Below are 13,886 nucleotides of genomic sequence, written 5' to 3'. Positions count from 1 at the left end.
TTTTAAAATTTTGAATTAATTCTATACAATAATTAGAAAAAAACTAATAAATTTCATTTAAATATTTTAAATCCTCCCCACCCCCTACTTTAAAAAGGAGGGAGCCTCACGTATCAAACGCCATCATCAAATTCACGACAAATCCCCCTTAGAAAAAGGGGGATTTAGGGGGATTCCAATCTTAGGTTAACAACACAATAAATCTTCTCAACCACCCCATCAATCTCAGTCAAAATCTGCCTATTATCAAACCTCAGCACGTTCAACCCCAACTGCGCCAAAGCTTGATCCCTCGCCCGATCAGCCTCCAACCCTTCTGCTGTGTAATGCTGCCCACCATCACACTCAATCACCAAATTTGCAGCAGGACAATAAAAATCGACGATAAAATTGAGAATCGGCTTCTGTCTATAAAACTGTAGCCCTAAAATCTGTTTACGTCTTAATCTCTGCCATAATAGTTGTTCAGCATCAGTCATATTATTACGTAAATCACGAGATGGCTGTTTTAAGTTCTTATTGTAGGGTTGCATTACGATGCTCTTTTTTAAATATTCTTTTAAGAATCTTGGCATAATATCTAGCAGAAAATGACAATGCACGAAACATCATCATGAATTCAACCCAACTTTTCCTCGGTGTAATCTTTAGTTCAATTGGTTTAGGCTATTTTCTCTATGGCAAAAAACAAAAAATGACCGTACCCTTTGTAGTCGGTCTGGTTTTAATGGTTTTCCCTTACTTTATTGAAAGTAACGCATTACTAGATGGTATCGGCTTACTTTTATCTGCTGCTCCCTATTTTTTACGTTTTTAATATCATTCAAAATCAAGTTGTTCGAATTGAATCTCCACCACATTCCAGTGATGCATCATCTCCCGTAGTACAATAAAATAAATCAAACTAGAAAGACCGTCATCAGCCACCTTAGACACATAGTATTCCCTGCGCTCAACAAATGTATTGAAAGCACTTTCAAGTTGCACACGGTCAATCTGCTGCTGATCTGAAAAAAATAATGCTAAAACCTTTTGGAATAATACATCTGAAGTCATGGCGGTCTTAGGTTGGGCATACTTCATCTGAACGGATTCTAAAAGCTCTTCAATCACATAAATCATCGACTCAATCGCAAGTTCATCCAGCAACCCATGACGCATACTCTTTGACTGTATAAAGCTTAAACCTTGATCTAGCAGGATACGCTGTCCATCCATTTCAAATGAAAGTTGGTCTAGTCCTAATGAAAATTTGAGTACACCATTCGGATCAGTCATTACATCAATCCTCTAAAATCAAAACACACAACCCTAGTGCATTTATACATAACAATAATCATCAGGCCCAAATACAATCACGCCATCTTCGTTTTATAAGATAGCGCGATTAAAACTGAAGGTCAGCCGTATTCCGTTAGTTTGCTTGAGTCTTCGGTAAAAAGAAGGTCGCCAAACCGAGTAAAGGCAATAACGAACACACACCAAATACCCATTCAATGCCTTTGAGGTCAGCCAAATAGCCCAACCCTGCTGCGGCAATCCCGCTTACGCCAAACATTAAACCAAACATGAGCCCTGCAATCATGCCAACTCGTCCCGGAACGGCTTCTTGAGCATAGACCACCATTGCGGCAAAGGCAGAAGACATGACTAAGCCGATGATCACCGACAAGATGGTCGTCCAAAATAGATTGGCATGTGGCATCATCAACGCAAATGGCGCCATGCCGACAAAAGACACCCAAATCACCGCTTTACGCCCAATTCGGTCTCCAATCGGTCCTCCTGCAAATGTACCTAAAGCCACCGCCGCCGAAAAGGCAAACAAATGCAACTGTGCGCTTTGTAAACTGAGCTGAAACTTGTGCATTAAATAAAAAGTGAAATAGTTACTGATGCTGGCGATGTACGTAAATTTGGCAAACATCAACACACAAATGGTCGACAGCGCGATGACGAGTTGACGCCCATGTAGTTTGCTTTGCACTTGATGCGCACGTGCTGCCAACTGTTTTTTACTGTGGCTGATGCTCCAACGGCTGACACCGAATAGCACCCAAATCGCCAGTAAGGCAAATACAATCAACCATGCCACGGCATGCTGTCCAAACGGGACAATGATCAGCGCCGCCAATAAAGGCCCAATCGCTGTACCTGTATTGCCACCGACCTGAAAAGTCGATTGTGCTGTGCCAAAGCGCCCACCCGAAGCCATTCTCGCCACACGTGAGGCTTCAGGATGAAAGGTTGAAGACCCGACACCAATCAATGCCGAAGCCATGAGCAGTACAATAAAATTCGGAGAAAAAGCCAACAGTAAAATGCCGCTAAAAGTCACTACCATGCCGAGTGGCAATAGATAAGGTTTCGGATGCTTGTCGGTATAGAGTCCAATCCAAGGTTGCAGTAGCGATGCCGTAATTTGATACACCAATGAAATCAGTCCCACTTGCGCAAAGCTTAAGGAAAAATTGGTTTTCAGCATCGGATAAATGGCTGGCAAAACGGCTTGAATCAAGTCATTGAGCAGATGTGCAACCGCCACAGCTCCCACCACTTTTATGATCATGCCTTGTTGTTGCTCATTGATCGTAGCTTCGCCCATACCTTCTTTCATTTGAATTGAAGACGACATACCTCGCAAACTCCATGTATTTTTCATCAGGCATTGATTGTAAAATGTCACTCATAAGACTATCTTCCAATAATCATTGTATAACCGACAAATTTAAACCACACATGCCAAATTCTCTGATTCAAACCGAAATGTCCGAATTGGTGATTGGACTCTCTTCTGAGCATACCTATCGAGAGATTACCCCTGCGCATACACATTCGCGGGCGCAGTTTCTGTATGCTTCGACAGGGATGATTCAAGTGTTCACCCCGAATCATGTCTGGATCGTGCCGCCGATGTGTGCGCTATGGATTCCAAACCATGTTGAGCACAGTGTGATTTCATTAAGCCGAGTTAAACTCAATACTGCATTGGTTCAAGCCGATGCGGCTGCACTGCTGGGGCAACATTGTTTTATTATTCGGGTCAGCAAGTTATTGCATGAACTGCTCATTCGGCTCAATGCGATTGAACACATTCCACCCTCCGAGCTGATCAGCTCTGATGAACTGTCTCGATCTTTACAGATTTTAATTTTTGATGAAATTCATAAAGCCAATCTGTTGCCGATTCAAATTCCGTGGCCACAAGACAAACGCTTAATGAATATTTGCCAAGCGCTGTTAAGTGCACCCGATCAGTTAAAAGATTTAAGCACATGGGCTGATGAAATTGGCACCAGCTCCAGAACCTTGATGCGCATATTTCAAAAGGAAACCGGGCTGTCTTATCGGGCATGGGTTCAGCAAATGCATATTGCCCATGCCTTAAGTAAAATTGCCAGTGGTGAATCTGTTGCGCAGATTGCAAGATCTCTTGGCTATAGCAATCCAAGTGCGTTTAGTAGCATGTTTAAACGTCATTTAGGACAGACCCCGCAACAGTTTAAATATAAAGATGAATAAAATGACACTCGTGACTAAGCACTCAGGCGATCGACAAATAAAATACCATTTAGATGGTCGATTTCATGCTGCACTATGCGCGCAGGAAAACCTTCAAAAGTGCTTTCCATTACTTCACCAGTCAAAGTGTGATACAGCACCTTAATGCTTTGCGCACGCTGTACCTGACCGCGTTCATTCGGCACACTTAAACAGCCTTCTTCACCTAAGGTCGTTGCTTGCGAAAACTCTAAAATTTCAGGATTGACCATGACCACGGCGTCCATTTCTGGTGCATCGGGATAGCGTAAATTTGGCCGTGAAGCCACAATAATGACCCGCTTTGAAATATAGACTTGTGGTGCAGCAATGCCCACACCGCTCCGCTCTAACATGGTCGCAATCATGGCAGAAGCCAACTGCATGAGCCAGTCGCTATTAAATTCTGCATCTGCGACGCGAGCAGCTTTGAGTCTTAAAATATCTTCACCACGTTGTGCAACAGGTAAAATGACACTCATACACAAATCCTAATTTTTATACCTATTTATTCTTTTTATATCATAAGCTTTTTATCTCGCCTGCGTTATAAATTTACGTTGACCGTCAAATCAACAATGTTGATTCATGTATAATTTTTAGTTCAAACCCAGTAAAAAAAGATTGATTATTCATTCAAAAAAGACTTCTTTAAAATCAAATATAAACCTTTATTCAGCTTTGGAAATATACGCATGGATGCAACACCACGTTTGACCAGAGAAGACAAACGTACCCTTGGGCTGTCATCACTCGGTGGTGCACTTGAGTTCTATGACTTTGTTATTTATGTTTTTTACGCCAAAATTATTTCTGAGCTATTCTTTCCCGCAGGGCTCAGCCCATTTTGGGCCATGCTAAATACTTACGGTATTTTTGCCGCAGGTTACTTCTTCCGTCCACTTGGCGGGGTGGTCATGGCTCACTTTGGTGACCTCATTGGTCGTAAGCGACTCTTTAGTTTGTCTATTTTACTCATGGCTTTACCCACCCTCATGATCGGGGTCATGCCAACTTTTGAAACAATTGGGTATGCTGCGCCGCTGCTTTTGCTCCTTATGCGAGTGATACAAGGCATTGCAATTGGTGGAGAAATTCCAGCGGCATGGACATTTGTTTCCGAACATGTCCCATCTGAAAAAATTGGTTTTGCCAATGGCTTGCTCACAGCAGGTTTGTCTCTCGGCATCTTGCTCGGTGCTTTAATGTCACTGTTCATTTCTCTTCAGTTTAGTGAAGCAGCTATACATGATTGGGCATGGCGTATTCCCTTTATTGTGGGCGGTATTTTTGGCTTAGTGGCCTTGTATTTACGTAGTTATTTGAAAGAAACGCCTGTATTCAAAGCCATCCAAGCACGTAAAGAGCTGTCTAAAGAAATGCCGGTGAAACAAGTCTTAGGCAGCCATAAAACCGCCGTGGTGATTGGCATGCTCTTGACCTGGTTCTTAACTGCTTGTGTGGTAGTCCTAATTTTAGCCATGCCAAACTTACTGACGGGTGCCTTTGGATTTGAACGTAGCGATGCTTTTCAAATGCAAAGTGCTGCGATCATCATGCAAATGTTGGGATGTATACTCGCTGGGACATTGGCAGATCGTTTTGGTGCAGCCAAGGTCTTGATTTTTGGCTCGCTCGGTGTCGCCGCTATCGCAACCATTTTCTATCACAGTTTAGGTGCGGTCAGTCCAACTACGGTGTTTGCACTGTATATGCTTTTGGGATTCTTTTCAGGCACGGTAGGGCTTGTGTCCTATAGCATGGTCAAAATGTTCCCTGCTCCAATCCGCTTTTCGGGCATTTCGTTTTCCTACAATGTCGCCTATGCTATTGCAGGAGGCATCACACTGCCTTTGGTTCAATGGCTCAGTCTCTATAGCAACATTGGCGCGATGTATTATATTTGGCTGGTCTGTTTGGTTTGCTTCTTCACAGCTTTGGTTTATCGAACTCGGTTCGAGACGAAGCACTAAAATGATAAAACCCTTCAATCGAAGGGTTTCTTTTTATGCAAGCTACTTTGAAAACATGAGGTCAAAGCCTTTAGCTTAAGGTTTCTGCATGCAGATTTTGGCGCAGTTCATCTTCCACAATATCAAGCTCGATTTGGCTAAACTTACGAATTTCGCCTTCAGCATGTTTTTCTAACATACCGCCAATTAATGGCACTTTCACTTTTACCTTCCATTCCAGTTGAAAGTGAATCTGCTTATCATTACCCGATACACTACGTTGGCACACAGCTTCTAAAGGTAGGTTAGGGTCTAAACGGACTTCCGAGCTGAGCACAACTAAATTGCTGACGTCGGTACGTTGTAAACGAAATGCATTTTTTAGAAATTTCTTCGCAATATCGGGAATATTGACATCCAAATTATACGCGCGCTTAAGGGTATAAATATCGCCAACTTTATTCGACTCCAAAATTTCCAACTTCTCCCCAGGAATACGACGACAAACATTTTCATGTAAGCTGATATTGGCTGCGAGTCGACGGAAGTCATCCAACGAAACACCGTTGATGGTGGCATTGACTACAAACTGATGTGCCATAACATTAAATCCTTTATTTTTTGTTTTTGTAAACATCCATGCCCTGATCAGGACTGAAAAACTGGATCTCGTCATCCTGTAGAAAGCTCAAATATAGACGATGATCCAGCACCGACTATACCGTGATCTAGATATCAATGTGCACCATTCTGTATGACAATATCATCTGCAATATAAATAAAAACCACGCGCTCAAAACAGGCCAAGCGAATATCAAAATGCTCGGCCCCATCATCCAGTCCTGTAACCGCCCAACTTGCACTGCTGGGTAAATCACCCAACCAAGTGGCCTGATAAAAATCCGCAACCGAAGCAAAGTCCAAATATTGCTTTGGACTTCCCTTTAACCGTTCGATGACCGACTCAAATTGAGCCAATTGTGCGTGTTTAAAATCAATCAACATTACCTAGCCTAAACACTTTTTAGCTGTTGTTTATGGCGTACCTGAGTCCATTGCCACCAGCCAAAAGCTGCCAAGCCAACAAAGCCTGCATATAAAGCCGCGGTTAGGAACAAATCTTTATAGATAAACATACCAACATAAACAATATCAACAAATACCCACAGCACCCACGTCGCAATATGTTTACGACTGGTCCAATAGGTCGCCAACAGACTAAACGCTGCGAGCTGCGCATCCAATAGCGGTACAGCAGCATCGGTCAAATACTTTAAGCTCAAACCAAATACTGCACCAGCCGCAGCGGCAAGTAGCATTTGCAAAATCACTTGCCGAGCTGTAATCGGTTCAATCCGAATCTCATGATCTTGTTGTTTACCTTTGAGCCAGTGATAAAAACCGTAAAAGTTCACCACTACAAAGAAAAACTGCAAAATGGTTTCGCCATACAACTTATAGGTATAAAACAAATAGGCATATAACAAGAAAGCAGCGAAGTTAAACCACCAACACCACATATTGCGCTTAATGGTCAACGTCACCCCAATTAAGCTAATGATGACTGCAAATATTTCAAGGCTAGACATGGTTCAACTGGTATTCAAAGAAGTGCTGCTATTATGAAAAAAAACTCAATAAAGGCAAGACAATTCCGCTCAATCTAAACGTCGCTCTTTTTTCGGGGAATCGGATCAAACTATCGAGTCACAGAATGAATACGCATAAGTTTTGACAGTTTTCTAACAATCGTTTAAAAACTTATAAAACGATGTAGGAATAATCAAAATGTCAGAACAACAAGGTCGTGTCAGTCGCGAAGTTCGCGGTTCGTTATTTTTAATTGGTTTAGATCGCGCAGCCAAGCGCAATGCTTTCGATAGTCATATGATTCATGACTTATCACTGGCCCTCACCGAATATGAGGATGATCCTTCACTGCGCTGTGCCGTGATTTTTGCACACGGGGAACACTTTACAGCTGGGCTTGATTTGGTTGAGTTGCAACCCAAACTCACTGCAGGCGTTTTCGACTTTCCCGCGTCACAAATTAACCCTTGGGGCACCAGTTCAAGACCTCGTACCAAACCCGTGGTTGTGGCACTCCAAGGCTTTTGTTTTACCGCGGGAATTGAACTGATGCTCAATGCCGATGTGGTGATTGCCGATGCCAATACACAATTTGCCCAAATGGAAGTGCAGCGCGGTATTTTACCCTTTGGCGGTGCAACGGTTCGCTTTGTACAAGCGGCGGGTTGGAACAAGGCTATGCGCTATCTACTCACAGGTGACAGCTTCAATGCTCAAGTAGCTTTCGATCTCAATTTAATTACCGAGGTCGTAGAAGCATCCACGCCAAATGCTGCATTAGAACGAGCATTGGCCCTTGCAGAATCAATTGCACATGCTGCTCCACTCGCCGTTCAAGCCACGCTGGCTTCTGCACAACAAGCAGTACAACATGGCGCAGACTATGCCTTTGCACATTTACAAGAGCACCTCAGCCCGCTACTCAAAACCCAAGATGTCCAAGAAGGTGTCATGGCAATGCTGCAACGCCGCCCTGCTCAGTTTAAGGGACAGTAAAGCAAGGGCAATAAAACTTAAAAGTCTGGAACCCACTTTAGTATTTAACAAAAAAGAAGAAACGATAATGCAAGCCACCGCCCATTTAGATTCGACCCCAATAGAGAAACAAACTGTAAAATTTTCAGCAACCGATGGTTATGTACTCGTTGGTACACGTTATCGTTCATCTGAGCCGATCAAAGCCAACATCATTGTTGCCAGTGCAACAGGTGTACCACAGCAGTTTTATCGCCGCTTTGCCGAGTATGCAGTAGCGCTAGGTTATCAAGTCCTAACTTTTGATTATCGTGGTGTGGGGCTTTCTGCACCGAAGCAACTCAAAGGTTTCGGCATGTCCTATTTGGACTGGGGGCAGCTAGACTTGTCGGCTGCCATTGACTCTATCCGCAAAGATGGCAAACCTATTTTTGTGGTTGGACACTCTTATGGAGGCCAAGCACTCGGTTTAACCCACAACCATGACCAAGTCACTGCGATGTATTGCTTTGGCACGGGTGCGGGTTGGCATGGCTATATGCCGTTTCGGGAGAAAATGAAAGTACATGTCATGTGGAATATTATTTTCCCCCCGATGGTTGCACTAAAGGGCTATCTGCCTTGGAGCCTGCTTAAAATGGGTACCGATTTACCTGTGGATGTCTACACACAGTGGCGAAAATGGTGTAAAAATCCGACCTACTTTTTTGCAGATCCAGATCAGCAACACTTGCAGGAACAATATGCACAGGTCAAAACTCCAATCTATGCTGTTTCAGCACTGGATGATGACTGGGCTTTACCCAACTCAAGGCACGCATTTATGCAGCATTATCAGCATGCGAACATGCATTATCTCAATATTGAAGCCAGTGACTATGGCTTGAAAGAAATTGGACACATGGGATATTTCCGCCAAGGGGCCGAAGCCATCTGGGAAGATATGCTGAACACTTTCAATGGCTATTTATCATTACCAACCACTACGGAACGTTAAAGCTCTATGCGCCCACAAAAACTGAGTAAAGAACAAATCCAGTTGCATTGCATGCAAACCTTTAAAACCCATGGTTATGCAGGCACCAGTATGGATTTACTAGCAAAGTCTTGTGGGCTCAGTAAAGCGGCATTTTATTATTATTATCCCAATAAAGAAGCTTTGGTTTTAGATATTTTGCAAGTCAGCCAGCAATACTTAAACCATAAACTGTTCAGCATTTTGTGTGATACGCACTTGGAGTATTGCGTTCGCTTTGAACACTTGCACCAGCAAGCTGTCCGCTTTTTTAGTGCGGGTGTTCAAGGTTGCTTAGTCGGAATGCTGTCTTTGGAAATCCCGCATTTATCCGAACAAATTCATCTCAAAATTCAGTCGATTTTTCAAGATTGGGAATTGGCGTTGTTACACTACTTTCAGCAAGTCATGCCTATTGCTCAAGCTGAGGTACTGGCCAAAATCAGTGTTGCCGATTATGAGGGGGCAATCTTAATGACACGCTTAAAACAGGATGACTTCTATCTAACTCATGTTGCAGAAAGAATTCTTAAGCAGTTATCCATAGCTGTGATGGACGCTGTGGAGGCTTAAGCAAGAGATCAATCCCGAGTACGATAGCTTTTTTTATGCTCGCATCCACTGCGGTCAATATGCGTATAAAACATGCCATAACGACTTACATAATATTCAAGCGACTGATCATAAAAGCTCCAAAAAATAGACCATTCATTTAAATCCATTTTGCGAATTTGCGTCTGGGTTTTCGCAGGCATTTTGACCAATAATGTGCTTTGCATTAACGTTGCATCTTCTTCGACCGTGAGCAATATCGCTTGATCTAAAAATAGAGTCGCCACGTCATCGAACAGCTCTTGTTCATAAGCATCAACTTCAATAACACGCTCAACCTGAGGTGCTCTATTGGTATGCGTTGCCATTTGCACAGATGCTGCTTCCGATTCAACCACTTTTTTTTGTCGCTTCAGAAAGCGGTGCTTTTTTTGAATTTTGATTACAATAATAGATGCCGCAACCAAAGCAATGAGTATGCAAATCATCAGTAAAAATGTCGCCATGCCCTGCTCTCGTAACCAGTATTCCCTTTTAAAATACAGCATTATCGCTCAAATAAACACCAAATTAATTAAAACAGACTACGTATGAACTCAAATGCTCAATTCGATGACTTGTAATTGGGTATTGATTCTCAGACCAATTCAAGTGATTCAACACATATTCGCACAAACGTGAAAGGCATCACGATATGTGATTTTTCACTCACAAAATCACTATAAAAAATAATTAACTTAGTGCGATTGAACAACAAAGTTACATCCGTACTAACAGTAATTCAATTTAATAAATACAGTCGCTAGCATGAAATAGCTGTTTCTATAGCTCTAAGAAGAAAAGATGATACGGGCAGCCCAACTTCAGGACATTCCTGAAATTTTAAATGTCGTGCACGACAGTATTCGATCATGTATCAAAGACCATCATCGCCATGAAAGTACGATTCAAATTTGGCTAGAAAATAAAACCCAATCCAACCTGATTATGTGGATGCACTATAACGACAGCTGGGTTTATGTACTCAATCAGCACGTAGTGGGTTTTATTATGGTCAGTGATCAAGGTCGTATTTTACTCAATTATATTTCATCCGCTGAACAACAGCGCGGTATTGGGAAAGCCTTATTAGAAACCGTTATTGAACATCTTAAACGTAAAAAAATTCACCAAATTAGTTTAGAAAGCACCCAAACAGCATGCTCTTTTTATCAAAAACATGGCTTTCAAATCCATGTCCAAGACATTCCAAATCCCAAAATGGTGACCATGGTTAAACTCTTATCCTAAGGTTTATTAACAGAAGTATGACTCAACTAAATTCACTCATTTTCATAGGATTCATTGGGCATTTTCATCTGATCACGGCCCGCTTCTTTGGCTTGATAAAGCTTTAAATCGGCCGCTTTCATAAGGTCATGAATATTGGCATAAATCGTTTCATGATCCATCCACGACACCCCCATACTCAAAGTTACATAATCTTTGCCATCTAGGCGGTTATGATGCTCAAAGCGCGCACTACGCACTGCATCTAAAACGGTTTGCATAATCTGACTAATAATCGCAATTGGGACATTATATAAAACAATGGCAAACTCTTCCCCACCATAGCGTGCTAAGTAGGCATTATGTGGCAGTACTGCACCAATCACTTTGACCAGATTTTGCAGAACTTCATCGCCCTTTAGGTGCCCATAGAAATCATTATAATTTTTGAAATAATCGACATCCATCATGGCAAAAACCAAAGTTGCATGACTATTTTGTTGTGTTTCAATAAAGCGCTGCTGAATTTCCTGATTCAATGCACGCCGATTATAGGCGCCTGTTAAGGCATCAATTTGAATTTGATATTCGAGTTTTTCATTTAAGTCATGTAATTGAGAGGTGCGCTGTTGCACTTTTTGCTCTAAAGAATCATTCAATTCAATTAAATTATTATTTAAACGTTCGGTATGGTAAGTCTGATAAGCATAGTTACGTGATTGTCGGAACATCACCAAAAGTGCATACAGACTGGTAGAGATAAAAGATAGATGAATAGAATCAATCACATGTAGCGTTAGTAAAAAGTCATGAATGACCGATATACACAGCAATACCACGGCGTATAAATTGATTTTCGAATATTTTTGTTTGGTCTTTAAAGTAAGGTAAAAACCATAGGCAAAATTAAGCAAAATAACAATACTGAAAAATGCGCTATAAAAAGCCAGCTGCTCAAAAACAACTTGCTCGGATAACAAGGTAATGACGATATTCAAGGTCAAAACCAAAATGGAAACGGTATAAATCCAACGCTGTAAATAGTACTGATTGAGCAAATACATATAGCTCAAAAAAAATATGACCGCTAAATAGATAAATAAATATTCTAAACGTATGCCCCACAACCAGTTGATATCTAGGAAGGTCGTATAAGCATATGGCGCAGTAAAAAGATTATGTAAGGCAAGAAATAAAATAAAAATACCAAAAACAAAAATACTTTTACTATTCCGTTCATCTGAACCACGGAACATCGAGAACATGATGGTGAACATTCCTACACCAAACACCACGCCACAGATCATGGCGATACTCATCATCAGTTGCTGATAATGTCGATTAATCGTTTTAGCAATGCCAATATGCATGGGGCTTTCAAGGCCGCCGCGTAAATTGTTAAAGTTTGAGGCTTGTATACTTAAAGTAAAATAGGGGCTGTCAGGGACAAAATAAGCAATCCGCGGTGCATTTTCTGTTTGCTGTGCTCCCGCATTATCCGCGACATCCCCTAAACGAACTAAAAAATCGCCATTGAGATAAACCCGATAAGCACAATTTTGATTGGGGATATGAATGGCTAGCCTTCGGCCAATAAATTCATCCGGAATTTTGAAATGACCGACAAAAGTCCCATAACCCGTATTACTGCCTGTAAGTTCTTGAAATGAAATTGGCAATTCGGTAGTTTTAGAAGGGAGTTTACGATTAGGCTGAGAAATCAGCTCTTGGTCATAATAAGACCATGTACCTTTTAAATAACTGGTGGTTTGTTCGGTGAATTGAATGTCATTGACATTTTTTTGATGCAAATAATACTGCGTGGGCTCAGCTTCATATTGTGCCCACGTCGAAGGTATCAAACTTAAAACCAGCAAACAGCTTAAAACAAACCCAAACAAAGACCGTTTGCTCAATGAGCTATACAAAAGCGACTCTTCCCTTAAATACGCTCTGCCTAATAATTAATCTACAAATGTTTTTCTTAAAAACCAAGTGTTTTTACAAATGAATCAAATACATCCTTGTAATTGACTCTTTTATTTATCAATATTTTTGATTAATCACGTGTTTTTACATCATACAACTCAATTTCAAAAATCAAATTTGAATTGGCAGGAATAATATTACCCATTTTACGCTCACCATAAGCCAAATGTGATGGCACGATGAGTTTACGTTTACCACCCACTTTCATGCCCATAATCCCTTGGTCCCAACCTTTAATGACACGGCCTGTCCCAATCACAGTTTCAAAGTAGTTCCCGCGGTCTAAAGATGAGTCAAATTTGGTTCCATCTTCTAACCAACCCGTATAATGCGTGGTGATTAAAGCACCTTTAACCGCTTCTTTACCTTCACCGACAACCAAATCAATAATTTCTAATTCTGCGCTCATGTTTTCGCTCCCAACCTGTTCAATCAATAAATCTAGTTAAACTGCATGCTTATTGCAATTTCGTCCATTCAATAATGGCTTGTGCATGGTCACCAATTAAGGTCCACTCACCATCCATCACATTCAACTGAAGTTGCATGGTACGCTCACACAGGGCCTGAACTGCTTCAGTACTTGCAGTCGACAACTGCCAAATTTCAACATTGTTCAATGTCTTCAACTTACTGTTGCGCTTATACCATTCATCGACCGCTGTGCCATAAGTGACAATCGCCACTTGCTTACAACGTGCACTGGCTTTTTTCACTTTATCTTCGTCTGGGCTGCCCACTTCAATCCATTTCACCAACTGACCCGTGAGGTCCTTTTCCCACAGCGCAGGCTCATTGGTTTCAAATAAGTCTTTGGTAAACTCTAAAGCTTCATCCGCAAAACGTGCAAACGCTAACAAACGCACCATCAAACGCTCAATGGTTTCTGAAGGATGCAATGCCAAAGTCAGTTGATAGTCCCCATATTGGTGGACATCCATATTGGCAATATTCAAATCTGCCTTATAAATTGTAGCTTTAAGCGCCATACATACCATCCTCAA

General features: G+C 41.6%; 18 protein-coding genes. 7 read left to right on the top strand and 11 right to left on the bottom strand.

The features are described 5' to 3' along the window. Positions 1-164 precede the first annotated feature (164 nt). Positions 165-533, bottom strand: a complete 369-nt coding sequence (locus tag AC4CVD_RS04910) for an endonuclease domain-containing protein (RefSeq protein ID WP_490752239.1) — start codon at positions 531-533, stop codon at positions 165-167. 80 nt (positions 534-613) lie between these two features. On the opposite strand from AC4CVD_RS04910, the gene AC4CVD_RS04905 reads away from it, so the two are divergent. Beyond that, positions 614-817, top strand: a complete 204-nt coding sequence (locus tag AC4CVD_RS04905; RefSeq protein WP_148826465.1) for an amino acid transport protein — start codon at positions 614-616, stop codon at positions 815-817. Positions 818-819: 2 nt separating this feature from the next. On the opposite strand, the gene AC4CVD_RS04900 is transcribed toward AC4CVD_RS04905, so the two are convergent. Then, complete coding sequence (locus AC4CVD_RS04900; RefSeq protein WP_490752237.1) at positions 820-1,278, bottom strand: hypothetical protein; 459 nt, start codon at positions 1,276-1,278, stop codon at positions 820-822. A gap of 136 nt (positions 1,279-1,414) precedes the next feature. Continuing rightward, positions 1,415-2,635, bottom strand: a complete 1,221-nt coding sequence (locus AC4CVD_RS04895) for an MFS transporter (RefSeq protein ID WP_490752235.1) — start codon at positions 2,633-2,635, stop codon at positions 1,415-1,417. A 104-nt stretch (positions 2,636-2,739) separates the two neighbouring features. Between AC4CVD_RS04895 and AC4CVD_RS04890 the strand changes: the two genes are divergently transcribed. Then, a complete protein-coding gene (locus AC4CVD_RS04890) occupies positions 2,740-3,522 on the top strand; it encodes an AraC family transcriptional regulator (protein WP_490752233.1) in 783 nt (260 codons plus the stop codon). A 14-nt stretch (positions 3,523-3,536) separates the two neighbouring features. Here the strand turns inward: AC4CVD_RS04890 and def are convergent, their stop codons facing one another. Next, entirely contained in the window at positions 3,537-4,022 is a 486-nt protein-coding gene (gene def, locus AC4CVD_RS04885) for a peptide deformylase (protein WP_004694417.1), read from the bottom strand. Between the two features lie 213 nt (positions 4,023-4,235). Here def and AC4CVD_RS04880 point away from each other — a divergent pair, with 213 nt between their 5' ends. Then, positions 4,236-5,513: an MFS transporter gene (locus tag AC4CVD_RS04880; RefSeq protein ID WP_114837784.1), complete on the top strand. Its 1,278-nt coding sequence runs from the start codon at positions 4,236-4,238 to the stop codon at positions 5,511-5,513. Positions 5,514-5,583: 70 nt separating this feature from the next. On the opposite strand, the gene AC4CVD_RS04875 is transcribed toward AC4CVD_RS04880, so the two are convergent. The 3 genes from AC4CVD_RS04875 to pnuC all read right to left on the bottom strand — a co-directional run bounded on the left by AC4CVD_RS04875 (position 5,584) and on the right by pnuC (position 7,081). After that, positions 5,584-6,093: a DUF2505 family protein gene (locus tag AC4CVD_RS04875; protein WP_490752231.1), complete on the bottom strand. Its 510-nt coding sequence runs from the start codon at positions 6,091-6,093 to the stop codon at positions 5,584-5,586. Between the two features lie 134 nt (positions 6,094-6,227). After that, positions 6,228-6,497: a hypothetical protein gene (locus AC4CVD_RS04870; protein WP_114837785.1), complete on the bottom strand. Its 270-nt coding sequence runs from the start codon at positions 6,495-6,497 to the stop codon at positions 6,228-6,230. 8 nt (positions 6,498-6,505) lie between these two features. Then, entirely contained in the window at positions 6,506-7,081 is a 576-nt protein-coding gene (gene pnuC, locus AC4CVD_RS04865) for a nicotinamide riboside transporter PnuC (RefSeq protein WP_005399896.1), read from the bottom strand. Between the two features lie 199 nt (positions 7,082-7,280). On the opposite strand from pnuC, the gene AC4CVD_RS04860 reads away from it, so the two are divergent. The 3 genes from AC4CVD_RS04860 (at position 7,281) to AC4CVD_RS04850 (ending at position 9,645) form a co-directional block, all read left to right on the top strand. Beyond that, on the top strand, positions 7,281-8,078 hold the full coding sequence (locus AC4CVD_RS04860; protein ID WP_004694428.1) for a crotonase/enoyl-CoA hydratase family protein: 798 nt from the start codon (positions 7,281-7,283) through the stop codon (positions 8,076-8,078). A gap of 67 nt (positions 8,079-8,145) precedes the next feature. Beyond that, complete coding sequence (locus AC4CVD_RS04855; RefSeq protein ID WP_114837786.1) at positions 8,146-9,054, top strand: alpha/beta hydrolase family protein; 909 nt, start codon at positions 8,146-8,148, stop codon at positions 9,052-9,054. 6 nt (positions 9,055-9,060) lie between these two features. Continuing rightward, positions 9,061-9,645, top strand: coding sequence for a TetR/AcrR family transcriptional regulator (locus AC4CVD_RS04850; RefSeq protein ID WP_078425416.1), 585 nt, complete (start codon positions 9,061-9,063; stop codon positions 9,643-9,645). Between the two features lie 8 nt (positions 9,646-9,653). Here the strand turns inward: AC4CVD_RS04850 and AC4CVD_RS04845 are convergent, their stop codons facing one another. Further along, entirely contained in the window at positions 9,654-10,172 is a 519-nt protein-coding gene (locus tag AC4CVD_RS04845) for a hypothetical protein (protein ID WP_078388432.1), read from the bottom strand. Between the two features lie 295 nt (positions 10,173-10,467). Here AC4CVD_RS04845 and AC4CVD_RS04840 point away from each other — a divergent pair, with 295 nt between their 5' ends. Next, positions 10,468-10,914 (top strand): GNAT family N-acetyltransferase, encoded by a 447-nt coding sequence (locus AC4CVD_RS04840; RefSeq protein WP_078388431.1) that lies wholly within the window; start codon positions 10,468-10,470, stop codon positions 10,912-10,914. Between the two features lie 32 nt (positions 10,915-10,946). Here AC4CVD_RS04840 and AC4CVD_RS04835 read toward each other — a convergent pair whose 3' ends face one another. The 3 genes from AC4CVD_RS04835 to AC4CVD_RS04825 all read right to left on the bottom strand — a co-directional run bounded on the left by AC4CVD_RS04835 (position 10,947) and on the right by AC4CVD_RS04825 (position 13,871). Further along, a complete protein-coding gene (locus AC4CVD_RS04835) occupies positions 10,947-12,821 on the bottom strand; it encodes a sensor domain-containing diguanylate cyclase (protein ID WP_490752228.1) in 1,875 nt (624 codons plus the stop codon). A 131-nt stretch (positions 12,822-12,952) separates the two neighbouring features. Further along, the gene (locus tag AC4CVD_RS04830; protein ID WP_004981094.1) at positions 12,953-13,291 is read right to left on the bottom strand and encodes an FKBP-type peptidyl-prolyl cis-trans isomerase; all 339 of its coding nucleotides are present in this window, start codon (positions 13,289-13,291) and stop codon (positions 12,953-12,955) included. A 49-nt stretch (positions 13,292-13,340) separates the two neighbouring features. Beyond that, entirely contained in the window at positions 13,341-13,871 is a 531-nt protein-coding gene (locus AC4CVD_RS04825) for a YaeQ family protein (protein WP_004694442.1), read from the bottom strand. Positions 13,872-13,886: the final 15 nt, after the last annotated feature.

The organism is Acinetobacter sp. LipI_23 (genome assembly GCF_058243045.1).
The sequence above is the reverse complement of the archived record's forward strand: the minus strand, read 5'-3'. Positions and strand labels throughout refer to the sequence as shown.